The sequence below is a fragment of the Endozoicomonas sp. Z74 genome (assembly GCF_057680865.1).
This window is the reverse complement of the sequence record NZ_JBLYZI010000037.1, coordinates 1-23,370: the sequence shown is the minus strand read 5'-3', so window position 1 is coordinate 23,370 and position 23,370 is coordinate 1. Positions and strand designations below refer to the sequence as shown.

Sequence of the window (23,370 nt, the reverse complement as noted above, 5' to 3'; positions counted from 1 at the left end):
AACTGGAGCTTATCAACCACCAAGGTATCACACTCCTTCAGGTTTGGCTCAGGCCGGAGGAATCGATTGTGGGTAGCAAAACCGGTTATCGGGATCATAAGCCGCCTTGATGATTTTCAGCTTTGCATAGTGGTCACCATAATAGGCGTGCCCGGAGTTCACCAGGTTGCTGTCACAATAATTGCAATATGCTCCCATGGAGGCCTCTGAAAAAAGCGACCGAACCGTTTCCACCCAGCGGATTCTTGAAGCCTCCCTGGCGGGAGCTTGCCAGGCCGAATACACCTGGACACTGCCGATCGCCTTTCGATGGGCATAGGCATTATAGTCATCCGGCATTATGGAGGAGCAACCATTCTGGTGGGCATCAAACACCACAAACGAACCATCCAGTTCACCCTGGAAAGCTGAAAACAATTGATGCGTTTCTCCATCCGTCAGGGGCCGTTTTAACAGGGCGGAGGACGCCTTAAAGCAGGAGGTATCTGACAAGTCATGCACCGGATTGTATTTCATATGCACCGGCTGGTTTTTTCCATCCAGCCCTCCCCAATGCTCAACGGCCTCAAGGCTGGATAATGTCCGGAACTCGATTGTGCGGGGTTCAACGCCGCGAAAAGCCTGTTGAACCATGAATTCCAAACGACTCTGGGGGCCATAAAACTGCCCAAAAGAAGACAACACATTACCGTCAGCTGTTGCAGTGAAACGCAGAAAGCAGGTCAATTCCCGGGGAGATTCCGCCACCAGCTCAAACCACTGACGGGTTATGGCTGCAACCCTCTCCTGATCCCAATCCCAGGTGAGTTTATAAATAGCCACGTCCTCAGCAGGAGCCAGCCTCATAAGAAAAGCAGTGATGACACCAAAGCTGCCTCCACCCGCCCCGCAACAGGCCCAGAACAAATCCGGCTGATGGTCGCTGTCAATGGTTTGCAGCTGCCCATCTGCGGTCACAATGCGAATCCCCTGGATATTGTCACAGGTGAGCCCAAGATAACGCCCGGAAAAACTGAAGCCTCCCCCGGTGGTCAGGCCTGCCATGCCCACCGTCGGACAGGAACCCGCCGGGATGGTTTTACCGTAATCGTTGTACAACGGCTGATAAACACCTTCATACATCAGAGCACCGGCGCCTATCCAGGCCTGACTCCTGCCTTTTACCGGCTCAATACCCTTGAGGGCACTCACATCGATAACGCAGGAATCCGGATCTCCCAGACTATAGCCTTCATAACTGTGTCTTCCCGAGCGGACCCTCAGGGATTTTCCGTCGCTGATGGCCCGCTTTAACGCCTGACCAACGTCCTGCTCTGAATCACAGAAGAAGATGGCTGCCGGCTGTGGATTAAACCTCCGGTTTATCCCCTGACGGGCACTGTCATAGTCAAAATCACCGGGCCTGACGATCCTCATGAATGCCTTTCCTGTGGACAACCAACAGGCTCTTGAAGATAGCCCCTGAAAAGCAGGACAACCAACAATCCCCCGCCTGAACCATAGCGACCAGTGAGCCCGGTTTACGAGCAAAAACTTTCCTTGCTTTACATCAACATGACTCACCACTCCCAAGTTTCGTTCTTCGCAAAAGTCGTAGATAAAGCCAGAACTGCCCGTGAAAATTCAGGAAATATTCAGGAGGACCATTTTCGTGACGTCACGAAAATGGTCGCAGTTGGCTCAAATGCACAGCGCCCCGTTGCGGATGTCATGCTGACCCGATACGCCTGCTATCTTATCGCCCAGAATGGCGCAAACCATCCGTTACACCAAGTGCATGATGAAATATGCAAAAAAAGACAGGGTAGTAATGTTCTCATTAACGTACTCACTGAAGGCGTGAGCATCCCATAGCAACAACATAGACTCAACCCCGCCTCAGCTCAGAACCCGAAGCCTTCACTTGCCAGGCGGGGCGCGGTTAAAAAGAGGTTTTATGTCACGATAGGGTTGGCTCAACGATTGCTGTAACACTGGCCTCCCCCACACCGGCTTCTTTCTGGGGGCAGGGATGGTGCTTATGCCAGTGTCGTGCAATCTGTTCCCGGGTGCAGAGCCATACCTTTTCCCGTGCCTGGACATAATCAAGAAAACGGGCCAGTGCTGCCGCCCGCCCCGGACGCCCCACCAGACGACAGTGAAGCCCTACTGACATCATCTTCGGCGCATTCTCTCCGTCTTCACGCCCCTCTTCATAAAGGGTGTCAAACGCATCTTTAAGGTACTGAAAAAACTGCTCCCCGCTATTGAAACCCTGGGCTGTAGCAAAGCGCATATCGTTACAGTCCAGGGTGTAAGGCACCACCAGCTGGGGTTTGCCAAAGCGGGTATCCCAGTAAGGCAGGTCATCTGCATAACTGTCTGCGTGATACAGAAAGCCCCCTTCTTCCACCACCAGCCGCTCGGTATTCGGGCTGCAACGACCGGTATACCAGCCTGCTGGACGCTGTCCCGTCACCTGGGTATGAATCCTGATCGCCTCCTGCATATGACGGCGCTCTTCTTCAATATCGTGAAACTGGTAGTCGATCCATCGATAGCCATGACTGGCAATTTCCCAGCCAGCCTCCTGCATGGCTTTCACCGCATCCGGATGACGGGCCATGGCCATGGCAACACCGTAGACAGTAACCGGGATATTTCTCTGGGTGAACAGACGGTGGAGACGCCAGAATCCCGCCCGGGAGCCATACTCGTAAATGGACTCCATGCTGATATGACGCATGCCCCGGTGAGCCGGTGCTCCAATAATTTCAGAAAGAAAGGCTTCCGAGGCCGGATCACCATGGAGAATATTATTCTCTCCCCCCTCCTCATAGTTGAGAACAAACTGGACGGCAATCCGACTGTTATCCGGCCAGCGGGGATGGGGAGGCCGGGGACCATACCCCACAAGGTCTCTGGGGTATCCGGCGCTGCTGAATTCCATAGGCCACTCCTGTTTTTTTTCTTTGCTCCAGATCAAACTATTGCCTGATCCATGCTTTTTATGGCATAAAAGCTCAACAATTTGACCAAATGGTCAATAAAGTGAGTCGTATTCTAACAGAATTCAATTCTTACTCAGAACCCTTTTACTGAGCACTGAAACTGAACAGCGACACTTTACCCGGAAGGAGTCCAGGCGACTCCGGAAAAAAAGAGCACGGAACAAGCAACGTGCCGTCAAAAGAAAACAACAATAACAGCGATTAACCACGGACTTTGGATGAACCATCAAACTCAATCAACCACTGAACAACTGGCTGAACTCTGGCAGCAGACCCGGATTGACCTGGCTGCCCGCGCCCTGGGCGGGGATGTACTCTCCTGCAGCGACGATTTCTTTGCTGAGAAAGACAACCTGCTGCTGGCCAGCGAGCCGGTGTTTCTTCCGGAAAAATACACGGCTTACGGCAAATGGATGGACGGCTGGGAGTCCCGCCGCCTCAGAGATGTGCCCGGAAAAGAGAGCCAGGACTGGGTTATCGTACGTCTGGCTGCCCCTGGGGAAGTAGAAGCCCTGGAAGTGGATACCCGCCACTTCAAGGGAAATGCGCCCGGTGCCGTCCAGCTTGAATACATCGTCAGTGACCAGGACCCCAATGAACAGAGTGCCTGGCAGCCCCTGACAGACCGGATAGAGGTAAAGCCGGACTTCAGAAATCTGATCACTCTTGACCAGCCCACCCGAGCCACTCATATCCGCCTGAGAATATTCCCTGATGGCGGCGTTGCCCGGTTGCGGGTTTATGGCAGGATCGAACTGGACCAACGCTATCGATTACCCGGTGAACCCCTGGACCTGGCAGCCCTGATGAACGGCGGCCGTTCCGTGGCCTGCAGCGACTCATTTTTCAGCCCGATGCAAAATCTGCTACTCCCGGGACGGGGAGCCGATATGCACAATGGCTGGGAAACCAAACGCCGACGCCAGGGCGGTCATGATTGGATGATGGTCAAACTGGCCAAACCCGGAACCATCCACCGGGTAGAAGTGGACACTTTGCACTTCAAGGGCAACTATCCGGATCGTTGCAGCCTTGAAGCCTGCTGCTTTGAAGGTGACGCTCCCGATGAAAAAACAAACTGGGTCACCCTGCTTCCCGAACAAAAACTCCACGCTCACCGTAACCATGCCTTTGTTGAAGAACTGGAAAACACCGGGCAGGCATACACCCACGTACGCCTCAATATTTTCCCGGATGGCGGGGTCTCAAGGCTTCGGGTAGTGGGTTTTGAGGACTCTGACCGTTTTAAGGAAAGCATTTAAGGAAAGGAAAGCATGACCCTGGAAGAACTGAATCAGTTGGAAGAAGCGTCAGCAAGGCGCTTCTTTCAGCAATGCTGCACCAGCGAGCGCTGGATCAATGCTATGACCTCTGCCCGGCCATTTACCAGCCAGGCCAATCTGCTACTGGCCGCAGACCTGTCCTGGTCCGAGTGTGGAAGAGATGACTTTCTTCAGGCCTTTGAGGGACATCCCAAAATAGGCGACGTCGGCAGTCTCAGGGCCAAATACGCCAACACCAGTGACATGGCAGGGCACGAGCAGTCGGGCACCACCGGTGCCAGTGAAGAGATCTTGAAAGCCCTGGCCGAAGGCAACCAGGCTTATGAAAACCGGTTTGGGTATATTTTTATCGTCTGCGCCACCGGTAAGTCCGCTGCCGAAATGCTGGCTCTGCTCCAGAGCCGGCTGCCCAACTCACCGGAAGATGAGCTGGAGATTGCGGCCGCGGAGCAACACAAAATCACCCGGATTCGCCTGAACAAACTGGTGAAGCAGGCGACCGTCGTAAAATAGCCAATGTCTAAGAAAGCTCTGAATCAGGAAGCCATCAATAATGACAGGTATCAGCACACACATTCTGGATACTGGCAATGGATCACCCGCCCAGGGTGTCCCCGTATCCCTTGAAAGGCAAATAGACGGCGACTGGATCATCGTTGGTCAGGGCATAACGAACGACGACGGACGGATACAAAACCTGACGAGCGATGAAGCCAACCTGGAACAGGGCGTTTACCGCCTGCAATTTGCCATCAAAGCGTATTTTCAACAGCAGGGACTCCAGTGTTTCTACCCGGAAGTCGTGGTCTGCTTTGAAGTCAGCGATAACCGGCATCACCATGTGCCTTTACTGCTGTCGGCCTATGGCTATTCCACCTATCGCGGCAGCTGATGCCCGGATCACTTTTCCAACACCGTGCACAGCTATGTCTCTAGCGTAAGAATGCTCATAGCGGAAAAATAAAAAAGAGAACAAGGCACATGGATACAGCACTACCGGTCCTGGCGCTCACCATTGAGCCCCTGACCAGAAAAAACTTTGCGCCTTTTGGTGATGTGGTTGAAGCACGTGATGAACCTCTGGTGATCAACCAGGGGCGTTGCTACAAATACAGCAACCTTACGTCCGTCAACACGGATGACACAGGCTATGCCACCGTCCACCTGTACAAGACATCTGCCATCCAGCACCCCTTCAAGCTCGTTCTTCTGGAACGCCACCCTCTGGGCAGCCAGACGTTTATGCCCCTGGAAAAACAGCGTTTTCTGATAGTGGTGGCGGAAGGCTCTCAATCCACTGAGGGCTCTCTACCCGCTGAAGGCTTTCAATCCGCTGAGGGCTCCAACACCCCGGACCTGACAACCCTTCGCTGTTTTCTGGCCAATGGCACCCAGGGCATTACCTACCATCCCGGAGTCTGGCACCACCCTCTCCTGTCCCTGGATACCGGCTCTGACTTCCTGGTGATTGACCGGGGTGGGCCCGGTGAAAACTGCGACGAAGTACCCATGCCCAATGACCGGGAATACATCGTGGAGGTGAGCGGACCATGAACACCAACCCCGTTGTCTGGAGAGCTTCGGTCCTCCACTTCCTTCAGGATCCGGGTCTGGCCCCCCCAGAGGAAGCCTGGGCTTTTTTTGAAGACGGTGCACTGCTGGTCGCGGAGGGTCACGTCCTGGCCTGCGGGCAGGCCAGCGATGTAATGAAAGACCTTCCACCAGGGTGTGAGATCCGGGAACTTCCCGGACGGCTTCTGGTTCCGGGGTTCGTAGACACCCATGTCCACTACCCTCAGATGGAAGTACTCGCCGGCTGTGGAGTGCAGCTGCTGGACTGGCTGAACCAGTATACCTTTCCCGCGGAAAAACAGTTTTCTGACCGCGATTACGCCGATGAGATCGCCGGATTTTTTCTGGACCAGTGCCTGAGTCATGGCACTACCACAGCCCTGGTGTTTGGCACTGTGAGCCCCACGTCAGTGGACGCCTTTTTTGCAGCGGCACAAAAGCGCAACCTGCGTATGATTGCCGGTAAAGTAATGATGGACCGCAATGCCCCGGAATATCTGCTGGACAACCCCCAGAGCAGCTATGAAGACTGCCAGTCCCTGATTCAACGATGGCATCATAAAGACCGCCTGGCCTATGCAGTCACCCCACGCTTTGCCCCCACATCCACTTCAGAGCAATTGAGCCTGGCAGGAAGACTGCTTCAGGAGCATGAAGGGCTGTACATGCACACTCATCTGTCTGAAAACACCCGAGAGGTGGAGTGGGTTCAGGAGCTGTTTCCATCCAGCAAAAATTACCTGGATGCCTATGACCAGCACGGCCTTCTGGGGCCAAGGTCTGTTTTCGCACACTCCATCCACCTGTGCGACCACAGCTGGGAACGAATGGGTGACTCCGGTTCATCCATAGCCTTCTGCCCGGGTTCCAACCTGTTTCTGGGCAGCGGCCTGTTTAACCTGGGCAGGGCAAAAGCCTGCGGCATCCCCACCGGTCTTGGCACCGATGTTGGGGGTGGGACCAACCTCTGCCTGCTCAATACCATGAAAGACGCTTACCAGGTATCTCAGTTGCGAGAGGAAACGATCTCCCCGCTTCAAGCCTTTTACCTGGCCACACTGGGTGGCGCGAGAGCCCTGCACCTGTCGGACCGGATTGGCAGTTTTCGCCCCGGTTGTGAAGCCGACTTCCTGGTGCTGAATCCAGCGGCCACCCCGCTACTGCATTTCCGATCAAAAAAAACAAGAACACTGGAAGAGTTACTGGGCGTATTGATGGTCATGGGTGACGACCGGGTCATCGAAAAAACCATCATCATGGGCCAGGAAACCGGTGGGGGGAATTAAACATGGAATCCTATCTTCAAGAATGGCTGAACCTGCTGTTTCGATGGCTGCACGTGACCGCGGGCATTGCCTGGATTGGCGCCTCTTTTTACTTTAACTGGCTGGAGGGCCGTCTGGAAAAAGCCCCGGCGGACAAAGCCAGAAAAGGCATCAAGGGGGAACTCTGGGCGGTTCATGGCGGCGGCTTCTACGAAGTCAACAAGTACCACCTGGCCCCGGAAAAGCTGCCCACCACGCTGCACTGGTTCAAGTGGGAAGCCTATGTGACCTGGCTCAGCGGCATGGGTCTGCTGGCCATCATTTATTACTGGGGTGCGGAAAGTTATCTGCTGGCTCCCCAGTCCTCTCTGACACCTCTGCAGGCCGTGGCCATCAGTGTTATCAGCCTGCTCAGTGCCTGGCTGATTTATGACCTTCTCTGCCGCTCGCCCCTGTTCAGACAGGAGACCCTGTTCAGCCTTATTCTGTTCTTACTGATTGTGTTTGCGGCCTGGGGGTATGCCCTGCTGTTCAGTGGTCGCGCCGCTTATATCCATGTGGGGGCGCTGATCGGTACCCTGATGGTTGGCAATGTCTTCCGGGTGATTATTCCCTCCCAGCGTCAACTGGTGACCGCCGCAGAAAAGGGTGATAAAACCTTTGACCCAGCTGTGGCACATCATGCCCTGCTGCGCTCAAGGCACAACAACTACTTCACGTTGCCCCTGCTGTTCATCATGATCAGTGGTCATTACGCCATGACCTATGGCAATGAGTGGAACTGGGCCATTCTGGCGGTACTGGCCGCGGCTTCCGTGCTGGTCCGTCATTTCTTCAACCGCCGTAACCAGGGAGCCGTTCTGAACTGGCTCTGGCCAGTGGCTGCCATCTTGATGCTGACGCTGGCGTTTATCATCCGTCCACAGATGGCTCCCCAGGTACCCGTGGCAGAGCAGCCCGCTTTCGATGAGAGCAAAATTGTCGAGATTGTCAGTGCCCGCTGCTCTACCTGCCATGGCGCACAACCTACCGATCCGCTGTTCCAGTCGCCTCCTGGCGGTCTGGTATTTGATGATTATCAGTCCATTGTCAGCAAGGCAGATAAGATCTACAGTCAGTCGGTTCAGACCCAGATTATGCCTCTGGCGAACCGTACCCAGATGACCGAAGAGGAACGCCAACTGCTGGGCCAGTGGTATCACCAGCTGACCTCTGAAGCGGAAAGGCCTGAGGCAGAAAAAGGGATTGAGTTAACCATGAAGTAAGGTTTGTCATGACCCCTCTGAAGGTTTCACTGTTTCTGATCAGCATCGGGCTGGCTTGCGCAGCGGCCTACCACTTCATCGGCACTTACGTTGATGAAGAAGGGGTTCTCCACGAACCCTTTGGCCTGATTCCCATTGGCTGGTTTTTCCTGCTGTCCGGCCTGGTGACCGGGCTGTTTTACCTGACCCGGGTGTTGATCCAGCGAATAGTGAAGTCGAAGAAACAGAGGGAAGAGTGAGAGCCTCAGAGATAAAGGCTCTCTGGCTGGGATTAAAGCTTGATGAAATGCTCGCGGTAATGACGCAACTCTTCGATGGACTCGCGAATATCTTCCAGCGCCAGATGAGTTCCTTTTTTGGTGAAATTTTCCAGCAATTCAGGCTTCCAGCGTCTGGCCAGCTCTTTCAGGGTACTGACATCCAGGTTGCGGTAGTGAAAGTAATTATGGAGATCCGGCATAAACCGGCACAGAAAGCGACGATCCTGGCCAATGGAGTTGCCACACATGGGAGACACGCCTTCATCCACAAAGCGCCGGATGAAGTCCAGAGTAATCTGTTCTGCCTCATTTTCGCCAATGGAGCTGTTTCGAACCCGCTCGGTTAACCCCGTGGCCCCATGGGTTTTCACACACCATTCATTCATCCCTGCCAGCACAGTCTCACTCTGGTGAACCGCCATCACAGGCCCCTCCTCCAGAACATTGAGCTGCCCATCGGTGACAATAGTGGCGATCTCCAGAATCCGGTCCTGTTCTGGGTCCAGGCCGGTCATTTCCAGGTCGATCCAGATGAGATTATCCGATTTAGCCATCAAACACCCGATGTTAGTACTGAATAAAGCCCACTGCCGACAGGGGTAAACCCTGAAAATAAGCGGTGAACGAGGAATAAGCTGACATTACAAGTCTACTTCATTCATAATTGCAGCGAAATCAGCACAATACAACTTTTATGCCCCCCTACTTTCCGCTGAAGAGATATTATGAGTAAGCGCACACTAACTCGCAGACAGAGCTGGCGCATACAGAAAATCCAGGACGAACGCATCGCCCGGGCCCGTAAGCGGGAACAGCAAATTGAACAGGAGCTCCAGGATAACCGCCTGGGGCCTGAGCAGAATGGTCTGGTGATTGCCCATTACGGGTCTCAGCTGGATATCGAACCCATTGGCAGTCCTGGCGAAACCTACCGCTGCCACCTGCGCACCAACCTCCCCCCCCTGGTGACTGGCGACAGAATCGTCTGGCGGCCTGCCAGCAGCAAGGATGACAGCCAGCAGCTGGGGGTTGTGGTTGCCCTGGATGAACGCAGCAGCCTGCTTTCCAGACCCGATGCCCGGGGTCAACTCAAACCCGTGGCGGCCAACATTGACTACATTGTGCTGGTGATCGCCCCGCTGCCCACCCCGCACACCAACCTGATTGATCGCTATCTGGTGGCATCCGAGGCGGTTGGGATTGAGCCTGTCATTCTGCTGAATAAGACAGACCTGCTGTCCGATGAGGACAACCGTCTGATTCTGGATGACATGCTGGCTAACTATGAACGTATCGGATACCGGGTGCTTAAGGCCTCGACCCGGACAGAAGATGGCCTGAAAGACCTTAAGGCACTGCTGAATGAACACACCAGTGTTTTTGTGGGTCAAAGTGGCGTTGGTAAATCGTCCCTGGTGAACGCCCTGTTACCCGGGGTGGATATCAAGGTGGGAGCGCTCTCCGAAGCCACCGGTAAAGGCACTCACACCACCACTGCAGCCAAACTCTTTCACTTTCCGGCGGGAGGCACGCTGATTGATTCTCCTGGAATCCGCGAATTTGGCCTCTGGCACATGGAGCCGGAAGAAGTCCTCAATGGATTTCGTGAGTTCCGCTCCTTTATCGGCTATTGCAAATTCCGGGACTGCAACCATGAACAGGAGCCCGGCTGTGCCATCCAGCAGGCCCTGCTCAATGGCGATATTCTGCAGGAACGTATGGACAGCTACCGCCATATTCTCAACTCCCTGGAGAAATCCTCGTTTTAAGGGGAGACACCTAAGGAAAGCCATCCCAGAGCTTCAATCAGAAAAACTGATCTACTCTCATTACTGTCATCGCGCTCAATCCGGCAGCAGTGGAGAAGTCAATGAGAGTATTTGCAGGCGGTATCATCACCGAAACCAACACCTTTTCGCCGGTGCCCACCGGCCTTGATGATTATGTAATATCAAGGCAGTGCCTGGATGATGCCCCTGTAGAAAGCCAGATACTGAATCGCCTCCAGAAACTGACCCAGGCCAGAGGCTGGACATTCTGCCCATCGTTCATGGCCGTTGCCGAGCCCGGGGGAATTACAACCCGGGGAGCCTACGAGCAGTTGCGCGATGAGCTGTTAAACGACCTGAAACAGCAGCTCCCGGTGGATTTTGTCCTGCTGCCCCTTCATGGGGCCATGGTGGCTGAAGGTTATGACGATTGTGAGGGCGATCTTGTGTCAAACGTCAGGGCCATTGTCGGCCCGGACATCCCTGTTGGTGTTGAGCTGGATCTGCATTGCCACCTGACGGAAACCCTGCTCAACCAGGCGGACCTGATTGCCATTTACCGTGAGTACCCTCACACCGATATTCTGCAAAGAGCTGAAGCACTCTTTGAGATGACCGCAGATATGGCCATGGGGAAAACACGCCCGGTAATGGCCATGCATGACTGCCGGACCATTAATCTGTACCCCACGCCCTTACAACCCATGAGAAGCATTGTTGACGGGCTTCTGGAAATAGAAAAGCGCCCGGGCATCCTGTCAGCAAACATCGGCCACGGCTTTCCCTGGGGTGACGTGGCAGACTGCGGCACCCGCACCCTGGTGATCACAGATGGTGACCGGGAGCTGGCCCAGACCACTGCCCGTGAAATTGGCGATACGCTCTTTGAGCATCGCCACCAGCTGCTGTTCAGCCCTCTTGGGCTGGATGAGGCCCTTGATAATTCATGGAGAAAACCTCACACAGGAAAACCCATTGTTATCGCAGATCAGTCAGACAATGCCGGGGGAGGCGCCCCCAGTGACTCCACCTTTGCCCTGGCCGCCATGCTGGAGAAAGGCTTCACCGACTGCGCGATTGGCATGATCTGGGATCCCCAGGTTGTGGATACGGCCAGGAAGGCTGGAGCTGGTGCCAGAATATCGGTTAGGCTGGGAGGAAAAACCGCGGCCTGTTCAGGACAGCCACTGGACCTTGATGTTACGGTCAGACAGGTAATCACCGGCTTTATTCAACCCTTCCCCCAGGAGAACGGTGAAGCCATTCCGGTACCTTGCGGCGATACCGTTTGTCTTGAGTGCCAGGGCATTGCCATCATTGTTAACAGCATCAGAACCCAGGTTTTCCATCCGGATATTTTTACCCGGTTCGGGCTGGATCTGGGCCCCATGAAACTGCTCGTGGTCAAATCCATTTTTCACTTTTACGCCGGGTTTGCTCCTGTTGCCGAAGAGATACTCCTGATGGGTGCTCCCGGCCCTCTGAATGCCCGGTTCACTGAAGTGCCTTATCAGAAAGCCAACCTTCATAAGTTTCCCTGGCTGGACAACCCCTTTCAATAACCATTAGTTAAAATGGACCCGGTAGACATTGCCTATACTCATCCAGGCAACTCAACGGGCCTGTCTCAAGCAATGATGAACTACCGAACCACCACACACCACCCGCGGCTTGGCCATGAAGTGTGCCGGGGAGAAAATCTGAACCACCTTACTGAAAGCCAGAGGCTGTCGCTTCGGCATACCTTATGGCAACACGGTGTCGTTTATGCCCGGAATCAGCACCTGAGTGCCCGCCAACTGGAACAGTTTGCCCATAAAACCTTTGGCCCCATGATGCTGGGAGATAACCGGTATCAGAACAACAAACCGGAACTGCCTGACGAACTGATCAGCAATCATGTTGCAGTGCTCGGCAACCCTCTGGGGCCAATGGAAAAGCCCGTTGAACAGGTGGCCTGGAAATGGCACCACGATAAAGATGCCTTGCCCCGCATTGATGGATTGAACATGAATGCGCTTTACATCGTCATGCTGCACGTTCATAAAGTTCCGGATCAGGACATGGACGGTAACCCCCACACCACAGAGTTTCTTGATCAGATTGAAGCCTGGCGCTCCTTTGAGCCAGATCGACAGGCTCAATTGAGAAAGATAAAGCTGAAACATTTCCCCCCGATGTTCAACCAGAAACAGGGTGAAGACGTTGCAACGGAATACCCTTCCAAAGCCCATCCTCTGGTCACCGAGCACGAACTGACCGCCAGAGAAGGCCTCTATATGGGGTCCGACACAGCCATCCCTTCAGGCATGGACAGCCAGCCTGAAAAAGCCAGTGAATTCTGGCATCAGCTTCTGGACGACGTATTGTCCAGATGTATTGTATACAGCCACCGCTGGCAGGAGGGCGATGTGGTTTTCTGGGATAACTCTCAGGTGATGCATCGCGGAACACCCTATGACTCCAGAAAATATCAACGCATCGGTCTTCGACTCGGTGTGGTGGCCCGGGAAGAGACGGCATTGAGGCATCAACCTGGTTAATGCACTGCTGAATTCACAATGAACTGACCCTGCTGTTTCCACTATTGCTTTCTCCTCCGCCCAGATCATATCCTTCCCGCCACCAATAACAATTTTCCGGGGTTTAATTTTGTGGATCGCAAGGATTTTCGGCAGCGACGTGACTTTCTGGTAGCACTTGGCCAGGCTCTCCATAAATTCGGGACACCAGCTTCCCGCCTTGAAACTCATATGCTAAATGTCTGTCACACTCTGGGGTTGGAAGGCTACTTTATTGTGTCCCCAACCCTGCTGACCGTGGTCCTGTGGGTTCCCGACTCACATAAACGACATAATTACCATATTAGAGTAAAGCCGGGTGACCTGGATCTTGGCGCTCTGGCAAAAACCGGAAAGCTGGTTGATCATGTCATCAGTGATCATTGCAGCATCTCTGAAGCCTCTGACCAGCTGCAGGCTATCCTCTCAAGCCCGGCTCCCTACAGCCTTAAGACAACTCTTTTTGCCTTTGGCATTACCAGCGCCGCCTTTACCATGCTGATTGGTTCCAACTGGGCAGAAGTATGGGTCTCATTTCTGGCAGGCCTGGTTGTGTTCGCCATGGTCTGCCTCCTGGAAAAATTCTCCTCCAGCACCGAGGCGCTGGATCCATTGGTTGCACTTTCTGCCGCTCTGTTTTCCGGATTTGCCAGTTACTGGTATCCCCAGATTAATGTGCCCCTGGTTGTCCTGTCTGGCATCATTGTATTTATTCCCGGCCTTTCCATTACACTGGCACTGAAAGATCTTGCAGCCCGTCACCTGATTTCAGGCACCAGCCGTTTAATGGACAGCCTGCTCTGTCTCTGTAAACTCTATTTTGGTTCGGCACTGGGAGGCGCTCTGGTTCATCTTGTATGGGTAAAGCCAGAAGTGGCTCCAGTGATAACGATACCAGGCTGGATGGACTGGGTTGCCATTCCCCTGCTCTCCCTGTCCTTGGTGATAGTCTTCAAAAACCGACTGCATGACCTTCCATGGAGCCTGCTCTGCTGCTTTCTTGCATACGGTGGCGCGCAATTTGGCTCAGAGTTTCTGGGTGAAGGGCTGGGGCCATTTCTTGGTGCATTTGTTGTCGGAATCTACAGCAATATCTGGTCTCGCATCACCAACACACCCTCTCTGGTCATTCTACTGCACGGTGTGGTACTTCTGGTTCCAGGCAGTAAGGCCTATATCGGTCTTGATCGTGTGGTTAATGGTGTCGCCTTTATCGACCTTCCCCAGATTGGCGTGCAGACCTTTATGATGTTTATGTCAATTTTGGCGGGCTTGATCTTTACCCACCTGCTACTGCCCCCCAGAAAGGCTTTGTAACATTCAGTATGACATCGCCTTGTGCGCGGCAATATCCCTGCTTACGGGAATTACAGTACAATGCGCTCAAGACCAACCAGGCAGTCCCTGAACATGACAGACAATAACAACTTACCCCTGATCCTTGAGCCAAAAGAGCTTGAACCTTTGCTGGGCAGCGAAAACCTGCTGATTATTGACCTGTGCAACCCTCAGCTTTACAGGCAGCTGCATGTCCCCGGCGCCATTAATGTTCTGCCTCAACGCCTGGTTTCAGGGGTTCAGCCTGCCAGTGGCAAACTGCCCCCCCTTGAACAGCTGGAAGCGCTTTTTGGCGAGCTGGGCTACACCGGTAATGAGCACATTGTCGTTTATGACGATGAGGGAGGAGGCTGGGCTGGCCGCTTTATCTGGACCCTTGATGTCATCGGGCATAAACGATACTCCTACCTGAACGGTGGTATTCATGCCTGGCTGAAAGAAGGCCATCCCACTGAGTCAACACCCAACCAGGGGATAAACCGTGAGATAACACTGGAACTGGATCACTCCGTAATCGCCACCAGTGGCTTTATCATGGACAACCTGAACAATGACCAGGTTCGAATCTGGGATGCCCGGTCACCGGCCGAGTACCGGGGGGAGAGCGCCTTTGCCATGAAAGCCGGACATATTCCGGGCGCTATCAACTTTGAGTGGACCCAGGCCATGGATCCTGAGAAAAACTACCGGATCCGGGAAGGGCTTGAGGAAGAGCTGGAAAGTTTGGGAATCAAGGCAGAGCACCAGGTCATCACCCACTGCCAGACCCACCATCGTTCCGGCTTCACTTATCTGGTGGCCAAAGCGCTGGGCTTTCCCGATGTTAAAGCCTATGACGGCTCCTGGTCAGAGTGGGGGAATCTTCCGGAAACCCCCGTAGCGACCTGAACGCCTTTTTTATACGGCAGAATAAGCTCGCCAGGTCTTGTCAGGCGAGCTTATTGATACCTGTGCCAGGCCATCAATGCTGATAAGGCATTCTGATTCGATGGGGAACCCCATAGCTCTTATGCCAGCTTGAATCTCTGGGATCAAATATCCCGGCTCTTTTGCCCCAGGCTGGGTGATCTCGCAACTGTTCAGTAACCCTGCTTTCCAGCAGATCGCCCAGGGCAAGCAATAAGTATTCACTGTCTCTGCCCCCCCACAACTGAAGCCCCACTGGAAGGTTGTTTTTATCAAAACCACAGTGAACCGTTACCCGGGGTTCTCCCGTCAGGTTTGCAGGGGAAGTATAACCAGACATTTTGTATGCCTTGGTCAGATTCAGCTCACCATCAACATCCCAGGAAGGTTCAATTTCCGGGGCTGTCGACATTGCTGTAGGCGTAGCAATAACATCAAACCGGGAGAAGATATTTTTCTCCATATGATCAATCATTACTTTTTGATTGTCCTTTGCCCTCCCAACATGGCTCTCACTCAACGCTTCTCCCATCAGCAGGGCAAGTCGGGTTTCTGCAGGCAAATTATAATAGCCGATGTACTTTCCATTCCCTATGGCTTCTCCACGACCGAAAAGGATGATATGAGTTGCCCAAAGGCGCTTTCTGTAATCATCGGGCAAAACTTTCATGGGCATGATCGGGCTTTGAGCACCCAGCTCATCCTCCAATGCCTGAGCTAAGGAATCCAGGCAACCCAGAGAAATGTCGGCAACCTCTTCAGTTGCCTTGAAAAACGCTTTATCGATGCCAATTCTGATGTTTTTCATCGTTTCCCTGACAGATACTGTTGGCTTTTTACGGGCAGCAATTTTGTAACCCACTTCAATATCCTTAAAGCTGGTTCCAATCAGCCCAATGGAAACCAGGCCTTTTGCAGGATTATCGTATTTGGCCACGGTTATTTTATCTTCGGATGGCTTAAGACCTGGTAATCCATTATTCATGGCCGGGATTGACACAGAGCCCCCACCATCGGTACCCAGCGCCAAAGGTCCTGCCTTCATGGCAACAAAAACTGCAGAGCCGCTGGACGACCCACCAGGGACATGATTCTTACTGAATATATTGGATAACCTGGGATAGAAAGGGTTCAAGCCGGTGGCACCGAGACCAAAAATATGTTGATTGCTTTTTCCCAACACCACAACACCGGCTTCCACCATTCGGGTAACCACTTCAGACTGGGAATTTTTATCGTGAACGACCAATTCTGTACTAATGTTCATTTTGACCGGATCCAGACCCGAGGATGTGGTGTACCCCTCCACATTAATTTCATCCTTTACAACAATAGGCACCCCTTCCAATGGCCGGATGATCTTTAATCGCTGGCACTCTTCAATCATTTCATCAATAGAGATATCCGAGTCTTCATGATCAAGCACCGGGGATAAATGGGCTTTACACTCTGACCATCTATTGTCCGATTCATGGGCCTGCTGTAAAGCAATAGTATCTCCACCAAGCCGTTTAATCACTGTATCCTTCAGATGCTCCGGGATGCCGCCCTGTTCCTGCCCCATCCATGATAAAACGCCTTTGACAATCCGGCTTGGTGTAGTCTCACCAGAAATATACAGTCGATGAAGCTCTTTCACCCCCCCATGGTCAAACTCACCCTTTATTTGTCCGTCATTCACTGAATTCGGGTCATAGTCGCTCTCATAAGCTCCTCGTTTGATGCCATCAACTTCCTGGTTCAAAGCTGCCAATTTCTGAGGCTCAAATGGCTCTGGATCATCGGGCAAGATCCCACTGTCAGAGAGCGTGGAAACAACTATAAAATTTCTAAAATCAGCATTATCAAGATTCATGGACTCCAGAACCCATCGCATCCCGAGAGATTCCAGAGCATCGGTAACCTTTTTAGTGTTAGCCACTCCCATACCCCAAGAAACTACCCCTCCAGCTGAAAGCACATTTCCAGACAGGTTCATGGCACTTTTTAACCATTCCGGAACATAGTCGTCATCAATATACTCTTCTTTCAATGTATTGCTGAACTGAGAGATTTCTGGATTTGAAAAGCCCGCTGCATAACTGGAAACCAGTATACAAGAGGCCATAAAGCAACTTAGGCAGTTGATTTTCATTGTGTAAACATCCTGGGAAAAAGGGATCACTATTTTTAGTTTCAGCCAATAATGAATACCGGAAGAAACAATCGCTTAATTCCATAAGACAGACACTAACTGGATTAGTTCCCTCTGCATGCATTGATGATTTCCAATAAAACAGGTTTCAGAAAACGAACACATTATTAAAGCCATTTTAAAGCTATTTATGCTGAATCAGGCAGGTGCTTACGGTAGGTAGAATTCGTCAACGTCCCCTGTGCATCCCATTCAGGACAGGCATCGTAAATCAACGGTCAAAACATGATGTCTAAGGCATATCCTCACGTCTGAATTCAGGTAGAATACCCACCACCATCAAGCCCAATAACAGGACAGCTCCTTACCGTGAAAGACAAACTGTTCGCTGCCATCCAGTATGGATTGCCCCACCACCTGATCTCACGGGCTGTGCACTACTTTGTGGAATGCCAGACCCCCTGGGTCAAAAACAATCTGATCCAGTGGATCATCCGGCACTACGATGTGGACATGAGCGAAGCCCGGCGGGAAAAGGCTGAAGAGTATCGCCACTTTAATGACTTTTTTACCCGTCTGCTGAAAGACGGAGCCCGCCCGGTGCCAACGGATCCAGAGCTCATCGTCAGCCCTGCCGATGGTGCCATCAGCCAGATCGGCGAGATCAACAACGGCCGGATTTTCCAGGCCAAGGGTCATGACTACAGCCTGATCGAATTACTGGGCGGCAATGTGGAGCTGGGCCAGGAGTTTATGAGCGGAAAGTTCGCCACTATTTACCTGTCCCCCAGGGATTACCATCGGGTTCACACCCCTGCAGCCGGTACGCTGCGCAAAATGATTCATGTTCCGGGCCGCCTCTTCTCGGTCAACCAGGGCACCGTGGAAAATATCCCCAATCTGTTTGCCCGCAATGAGCGGGTAGTGAGCATCTTTGATACGAGCTATGGCCCCATGGCAGTAATCATGGTGGGTGCCATCAATGTCGCCAGTATCGAAACCGTCTGGGCAGGCCTGGTAACGCCTCAACGGGGCCAGGTAGCAGAAACCCACTATGGCGCAGCCAGTCAACCCGTTCAGCTGGCACGGGCGGACGAAATGGGTCGCTTCAAGCTGGGTTCCACCGCTATCGTGCTGTTTGGTAAACAGCAAGTGGAGTGGCTGGACAACTGGCAACCCGGCATGCCCATCAAAATGGGTGAGGCTCTGGCTCGTAAGTACACGGGGATTAAAGAGCCTTCAGCGGGTGAAAAGCCTTCAGACGATTTGGATACCTCAAGCCCTCAGTCACTTTCCGACGAAACAGAAACCGGGGAACAGGAATGACCATTAAGCTCGGCATTGTGATGGACCCGATCGACGCCATCAATTACAAAAAAGACAGCTCCCTGGCCATGCTGCTGGCCGCCAGCCATAAAGGCTGGGAACTCTTTTATATGGAACAGGCCGACCTTTACCAGAAAGAAGGGGTAGCCATGGGCAGTGTCCAGCCTCTGACCGTGAGGGCCAATCCCGATGACTGGTTCAGCCTGGGTGATCGTACAGAGATGCCCCTGGAGTCACTGAATGTCATCCTGATGCGTAAAGACCCACCGTTCGATATGGAGTTCATCTACAGCACTTACCTGCTGGAACAGGCTGAAGCTGCAGGAACTCTGGTGGTCAATAAGCCCCAGAGCATCCGTGACTGCAACGAAAAAATGTTTGCTACTCTTTTTCCCCAGTGCACCCCTCCCGTTATGGTCTCCCGAAGCCCACGGCTGTTAAGAGAGTTCGCAGCTGAAAACGGAGACGTTGTGCTCAAACCTCTGGATGGCATGGGCGGTGCGTCTATTTTCCGGACGCACCCGGAAGACCCCAACCTAAGTGTGATCATCGAAACCCTGACGGATATGGGCCAGCGCCAAGCCATGGTCCAGAAGTTTATTCCGGACATCACCGCCGGTGACAAACGCATTCTGATGATTGATGGTGAGCCTGTGCCTTATTGCCTGGCCCGTATTCCGGCCAAAGGGGAGCTCCGTGGCAATCTGGCAGCCGGAGGCAGTGGCGAAGGGCGGCCTCTCAGTGAACGGGATCGATGGATTGCCAGTCAGGTGGGCCCAGTGCTGCGGGAAAAAGGGCTGCTGTTTGTGGGACTGGATGTCATCGGTGATTATCTCACAGAAATCAACGTCACCTCTCCCACCTGCATCCGGGAGCTGGATAACCAGTTTAATCTCGATATCGGTGGCCAGCTGATGGATGCCATTGAGAAAAAGCTCACGGCTTGAGCTTCATCCGTGCACAATCCAGTGCAATAAAGGCATAATAGGAGGCGAAGCCTCCTGTTATCACCCGGCAAAGGACAGTCGTACCCATCAAGCCATGACCCAACCATCACCCGTTTCCTCCGCCGACCGTTTGGGCTTTACCCTGTTTATGGCCGCAGCCCTTCATGCCGTCGTGGTCCTTGGCATCACCTTCGGGATCAGCAACAAGCCAGCCCCACCTCCGACTCTGGAGGTCACCCTGGCCACTTACCAGAGCAAAGAGCGTCCCAAAGAGATTGACTACCTGGCACAGATTAACCAGCAAGGCAGCGGCACACTGGATAAAAAAGCCCTGCCTTCCAGTGACCAGCAGGCTCAGTTCCAGGATGACCGAATCAATGAGGTACAGCCCAAATCCCAAACCGCGGCTCAACCCAGGCAGCTAAAACCTCAACTGGCCGAAGTGACGACCCAGGCCAAATCAGAACGAAAAGCGTCAGTGGTGACCAAAGAGCATAAGCAAACGCCGGAAGCCGTTGAGCAGGACAAACCCCGTAAACACATTGATCTGAAAAATGAAGTGGCCAGCCTGGAAGCCCTGTTCAACCGCCAGCGTCAGGAATACGCCAAGCGTCCCAGAACCAAACGCCTGACCGCAGCGGCCACAGGCCAGGCGGAAGGCGCCCAGTACAAAGAGGCCTGGCGCCAGAAAGTAGAGAGAGTGGGTAACCTGAACTATCCCGCGAAGGCCCGTCGGTATCAGATTTATGGAGAACTGAGGCTGGTGGTGACCATCAACCGGGACGGAACCCTCTCCGATGTTGAAATACTGGACTCATCCGGTTTTAAGGTGCTTGACGACGCCGCTATACGCATCGTAAAACTGGCCGCGCCCTTTGCCCCCTTTGACGAAACCCTCAAGAACTATGACCGGGTTGAGATCATCCGCACCTGGCGCTTTGAGAAAGGTGACCGGCTGTTCAGCCAATAGTTCAGGCCCCCTGAGAAAGCACCGGAACCACCGGAAGGCTGCAAATCCGGCTTGCTATCAGGGGGGTTTACCTTAATACTGCCGCTATGAGCAGTATTCCGTTTCAAAACCTCAAAAGCCACTTCCTGATCGCCATGCCCAGTATGGCCGATCCCTCTTTTGCTGAAACGCTGACCCTGATCTGTGAACACAGCCCAAAAGGGGCGCTTGGTATTATCGTCAACCGCCCCAGCAGCCTGCAAATCGGGGAAATTTTCCGGCAGGTAGGCATCAGTGGGCACAACACCAAAAAGCGCAGTCATCATGCAGTCTATTCCGGAGGCCCGGTTTCCCAGGAAAGGGGCTTTGTCCTGAACACCGGGGAGTTTGAATGGGACTCAAGCCTTGATATCTGCCAGGGGCTACAGCTGGTCACCTCCACGGATATTCTGATAGCCATGGCCGATGACAAAGGACCCAACCACTCCCTGGTGGCTCTGGGTTATGCTGGCTGGGGAGCTGGCCAGCTGGAAAAGGAGTTATCAGAAAACGCCTGGCTGACCTGTGAGGCCGATCCTGCCATTATCTTTGAAACCCCCTACCACCTCCGACTCAACGCTGCCGCCAACACCCTGGGGATAAACCTTCAATTGATCTCGGATCAGGTGGGTCATGCCTGATATACTGATCCGCTCCTGTTCAAACACCCCTTTTTCCATACAGCGGCTCTATGACTGAAAAAAAACTGAACACCCTGCTGGGCTTTGATTTTGGCACACGCAATATTGGTATTGCCGTGGGTCAGGTGATCACCCGAACCGCAACAGCCCTGCCTGCCCTGAAAGCCAAAGACGGTATTCCTGACTGGCACCAGGTGGAAAAGGTGATTGAGGAGTGGCAACCAGATGCCGTTGTAGTTGGCATTCCCCTCAATATGGATGGCACAGAGTCCAACATGTCCCGCCGTGCCCGGAAATTCGGCAAACGCCTTCATGGGCGCTTCAACCTCCCGTTCTATGAGGCAGATGAGCGACTGACGTCTTTTGAAGCCAAGGAATGGGCAGGACGACTGGGGCATAAAGGACACTATGGCTCCAATCCAGTGGATGCCATGGCGGCACAGATCATTCTGGAAGCCTGGTTGAATGATGAAAGCAATCTGCAATTGTTAGGAATTACTGACGATTGATGCGCAGAATGATGGAATCAAAATACTACAAACACAACGTAGGCTACACAATAACAGTCTACGTTAAGCTCTAATAAATAGCCGATGACAAATATCAGAAAGCCTATATTTACCATCAAACATTTCGAACATCCGCTTTATCATTATTAGCCATACAAAAACCAAACCAGAAAATTGTTAATCTAAAAAACAGAAATTGCTAAAAATAAAACTCACTCCCTTCCAGAATATAAAACAAAAAATACAAAACAAATAAATATCATAAAAAGTCAGCACTGCTCATTCAGGCCACCTACAATGGTTCGGGCTTAGCTATAAGACATGTACATCATTGGCAATAGCTAAGAAAGCGTATAAATATTAAACCTTTAACGGAAGATTTGAAATGAAGCACATTCGATTAATTCTACCTTTTTTTCTTATCAGTATCGCGTTGAGTAGCCCTTCAAACTCTCAAACTGGCGTGGCTTATTCTCAGGAAACAGAGAATAAGAGCAACGACCTTCAAACTGAAGAAGAAGCGAGCTACGAAGAAACTGCTATTGATTATGCTCAGGAAATGAGAGAGAGGGACAAGCGCTTTTTTCCTGGAATAGGGGGGAGCATTGATAAAAAAAACACATACAATAAAAAACTATCAAACTGTCGAGAAATGATACACCAGGGAGCAGCACACCTATATCAAGTAGAAGAAGCAATAGAACAACTAACTACTATAATAGCGGATCAGGGAATAGAGTTAAGCAGCAAAGACGGTGATTGGGAAAAACGTATTCGAGAAAAAGTAAAAGGGAGTGATCGCTATGCTTTGTCCTACTACATGGACGCAAAAGTTGAAATAGCCCGTCAAATAGGCGGTTACATCAGAAATGTTTCTGAAAATCCAAATTTAACTCCTGATGAAGAAGAACGTTACCTTAATCATTTAAAGCGAGAAATAAATAAAATCATTGACAGAAAAGCACTCTTTTTTGAAGGGGCAACTTTAGATTTCTGCTCACGTGCTACGGATTTCCAGTCTCAGGAGCTGATGTATAGAAAACAGCAATGTCGAGAGGCGATGAGATACACATTTGATTTTGAAGCGAAAACTTTAGATTTATGCTCAAGTGCTATGGATGACCAGACTCAGAAGCAGATGGATAAAAAACAGCAATGTCGACAGTTGTTCTACACACTTGAAGGGAGAAGCAGCTCATTCCCTTTTGGGCTTGATAATATAGACACGCTTATTTTGTGCACTCCTAAACTTTGACACTACTGTTACCAAAATAAGCCTTCCATAGAATCCCCCCTCACCCCATTGAGGGGGGCTGGTCAAGGTTTACCCTTCAATAAACCCCATCATGCTGAATCGTCAGCTTACTGGACTTTTCAGACAGATAATCACCATCCAACTCAGAACCCAGTTTGATCATCAATCTCAGGTCATTGGATAAGTTCCTATGACAAAGCGTATCTTCTGGGCCACCTCATAATAGGCGGTATTGGCGCTGTTCAAATTAAGTGTTGCTCTACCCAATGTATAGAAACTTGATCTAAAAAAGCCTCCTCTGAGAAGAGTTGAGTTTTAAGAAACCTTTTCCACCCGAGGTAACGAGACAGGTATTTTGTTG

At 52.2% G+C, this 23,370-nt stretch carries 23 protein-coding genes; 19 read left to right on the top strand and 4 right to left on the bottom strand.

Annotated features, from left to right (window positions below; all coding sequences use genetic code 11):
* Nucleotides 1-48: 48 nt before the first annotated feature.
* Nucleotides 49-1,416, bottom strand: a complete 1,368-nt coding sequence (locus tag ACNRUY_RS12575) for an FAD-binding oxidoreductase (RefSeq protein WP_488111988.1) — start codon at nt 1,414-1,416, stop codon at nt 49-51.
* A gap of 93 nt (nt 1,417-1,509) precedes the next feature.
* On the opposite strand from ACNRUY_RS12575, the gene ACNRUY_RS12570 reads away from it, so the two are divergent.
* On the top strand, nt 1,510-1,854 hold the full coding sequence (locus ACNRUY_RS12570; protein ID WP_488111987.1) for a hypothetical protein: 345 nt from the start codon (nt 1,510-1,512) through the stop codon (nt 1,852-1,854).
* An 85-nt stretch (nt 1,855-1,939) separates the two neighbouring features.
* On the opposite strand, the gene puuE is transcribed toward ACNRUY_RS12570, so the two are convergent.
* Nucleotides 1,940-2,929 carry an allantoinase PuuE gene (gene puuE / locus ACNRUY_RS12565; RefSeq protein ID WP_488111986.1) on the bottom strand — a complete coding sequence of 330 codons (990 nt, stop codon included), beginning with the start codon at nt 2,927-2,929 and terminating at the stop codon, nt 1,940-1,942.
* Between the two features lie 279 nt (nt 2,930-3,208).
* Between puuE and alc the strand changes: the two genes are divergently transcribed.
* From alc to ACNRUY_RS12530, 7 genes are all read left to right on the top strand, one after another.
* On the top strand, nt 3,209-4,252 hold the full coding sequence (gene alc / locus ACNRUY_RS12560) for an allantoicase (protein ID WP_488111985.1): 1,044 nt from the start codon (nt 3,209-3,211) through the stop codon (nt 4,250-4,252).
* A 12-nt stretch (nt 4,253-4,264) separates the two neighbouring features.
* On the top strand, nt 4,265-4,786 hold the full coding sequence (uraD, locus tag ACNRUY_RS12555) for a 2-oxo-4-hydroxy-4-carboxy-5-ureidoimidazoline decarboxylase (protein WP_488111984.1): 522 nt from the start codon (nt 4,265-4,267) through the stop codon (nt 4,784-4,786).
* 40 nt (nt 4,787-4,826) lie between these two features.
* Nucleotides 4,827-5,165, top strand: coding sequence for a hydroxyisourate hydrolase (gene uraH, locus ACNRUY_RS12550; RefSeq protein WP_488111983.1), 339 nt, complete (start codon nt 4,827-4,829; stop codon nt 5,163-5,165).
* An 89-nt stretch (nt 5,166-5,254) separates the two neighbouring features.
* Entirely contained in the window at nt 5,255-5,827 is a 573-nt protein-coding gene (locus tag ACNRUY_RS12545; RefSeq protein ID WP_488111982.1) for an ureidoglycolate lyase, read from the top strand.
* The gene (gene guaD / locus ACNRUY_RS12540; protein ID WP_488111981.1) at nt 5,824-7,131 is read left to right on the top strand and encodes a guanine deaminase; all 1,308 of its coding nucleotides are present in this window, start codon (nt 5,824-5,826) and stop codon (nt 7,129-7,131) included. The genes ACNRUY_RS12545 and guaD overlap by 4 nt, the downstream gene beginning before the upstream one ends.
* Before the next feature lie 2 nt (nt 7,132-7,133).
* Entirely contained in the window at nt 7,134-8,375 is a 1,242-nt protein-coding gene (locus tag ACNRUY_RS12535; protein WP_488111980.1) for a urate hydroxylase PuuD, read from the top strand.
* Between the two features lie 8 nt (nt 8,376-8,383).
* Entirely contained in the window at nt 8,384-8,614 is a 231-nt protein-coding gene (locus tag ACNRUY_RS12530) for a DUF3955 domain-containing protein (protein ID WP_488111979.1), read from the top strand.
* A 32-nt stretch (nt 8,615-8,646) separates the two neighbouring features.
* On the opposite strand, the gene orn is transcribed toward ACNRUY_RS12530, so the two are convergent.
* Nucleotides 8,647-9,189 (bottom strand): oligoribonuclease, encoded by a 543-nt coding sequence (orn, locus tag ACNRUY_RS12525; RefSeq protein ID WP_488111978.1) that lies wholly within the window; start codon nt 9,187-9,189, stop codon nt 8,647-8,649.
* A 171-nt stretch (nt 9,190-9,360) separates the two neighbouring features.
* On the opposite strand from orn, the gene rsgA reads away from it, so the two are divergent.
* From rsgA to ACNRUY_RS12500, 5 genes are all read left to right on the top strand, one after another.
* Nucleotides 9,361-10,404 carry a small ribosomal subunit biogenesis GTPase RsgA gene (rsgA, locus tag ACNRUY_RS12520; protein ID WP_488111977.1) on the top strand — a complete coding sequence of 348 codons (1,044 nt, stop codon included), beginning with the start codon at nt 9,361-9,363 and terminating at the stop codon, nt 10,402-10,404.
* Nucleotides 10,405-10,505: 101 nt separating this feature from the next.
* Nucleotides 10,506-11,966, top strand: a complete 1,461-nt coding sequence (locus tag ACNRUY_RS12515; RefSeq protein ID WP_488111976.1) for a M81 family metallopeptidase — start codon at nt 10,506-10,508, stop codon at nt 11,964-11,966.
* A 12-nt stretch (nt 11,967-11,978) separates the two neighbouring features.
* On the top strand, nt 11,979-12,947 hold the full coding sequence (locus ACNRUY_RS12510) for a TauD/TfdA dioxygenase family protein (protein WP_488111975.1): 969 nt from the start codon (nt 11,979-11,981) through the stop codon (nt 12,945-12,947).
* A 111-nt stretch (nt 12,948-13,058) separates the two neighbouring features.
* Nucleotides 13,059-14,282: a threonine/serine exporter family protein gene (locus ACNRUY_RS12505; protein WP_488111974.1), complete on the top strand. Its 1,224-nt coding sequence runs from the start codon at nt 13,059-13,061 to the stop codon at nt 14,280-14,282.
* Between the two features lie 93 nt (nt 14,283-14,375).
* Nucleotides 14,376-15,191, top strand: a complete 816-nt coding sequence (locus ACNRUY_RS12500; protein WP_488111973.1) for a sulfurtransferase — start codon at nt 14,376-14,378, stop codon at nt 15,189-15,191.
* Nucleotides 15,192-15,264: 73 nt separating this feature from the next.
* On the opposite strand, the gene ACNRUY_RS12495 is transcribed toward ACNRUY_RS12500, so the two are convergent.
* Nucleotides 15,265-17,343 (bottom strand): amidase, encoded by a 2,079-nt coding sequence (locus ACNRUY_RS12495; RefSeq protein ID WP_488111972.1) that lies wholly within the window; start codon nt 17,341-17,343, stop codon nt 15,265-15,267.
* 369 nt (nt 17,344-17,712) lie between these two features.
* Here ACNRUY_RS12495 and asd point away from each other — a divergent pair, with 369 nt between their 5' ends.
* The 6 genes from asd (at nt 17,713) to ACNRUY_RS12465 (ending at nt 23,009) form a co-directional block, all read left to right on the top strand.
* The gene (asd, locus tag ACNRUY_RS12490; protein WP_488111971.1) at nt 17,713-18,669 is read left to right on the top strand and encodes an archaetidylserine decarboxylase; all 957 of its coding nucleotides are present in this window, start codon (nt 17,713-17,715) and stop codon (nt 18,667-18,669) included.
* A complete protein-coding gene (gshB, locus tag ACNRUY_RS12485; protein ID WP_488111970.1) occupies nt 18,666-19,616 on the top strand; it encodes a glutathione synthase in 951 nt (316 codons plus the stop codon). The genes asd and gshB overlap by 4 nt, the downstream gene beginning before the upstream one ends.
* A 94-nt stretch (nt 19,617-19,710) precedes the next feature.
* Nucleotides 19,711-20,586, top strand: coding sequence for an energy transducer TonB (locus ACNRUY_RS12480; RefSeq protein WP_488111969.1), 876 nt, complete (start codon nt 19,711-19,713; stop codon nt 20,584-20,586).
* Nucleotides 20,587-20,672: 86 nt separating this feature from the next.
* Entirely contained in the window at nt 20,673-21,245 is a 573-nt protein-coding gene (locus tag ACNRUY_RS12475) for a YqgE/AlgH family protein (RefSeq protein ID WP_488111968.1), read from the top strand.
* Between the two features lie 50 nt (nt 21,246-21,295).
* A complete protein-coding gene (ruvX, locus tag ACNRUY_RS12470) occupies nt 21,296-21,754 on the top strand; it encodes a Holliday junction resolvase RuvX (RefSeq protein WP_488111967.1) in 459 nt (152 codons plus the stop codon).
* 385 nt (nt 21,755-22,139) lie between these two features.
* A complete protein-coding gene (locus tag ACNRUY_RS12465) occupies nt 22,140-23,009 on the top strand; it encodes a hypothetical protein (RefSeq protein ID WP_488111966.1) in 870 nt (289 codons plus the stop codon).
* The last annotated feature ends 361 nt before the right edge of the window (nt 23,010-23,370 follow it).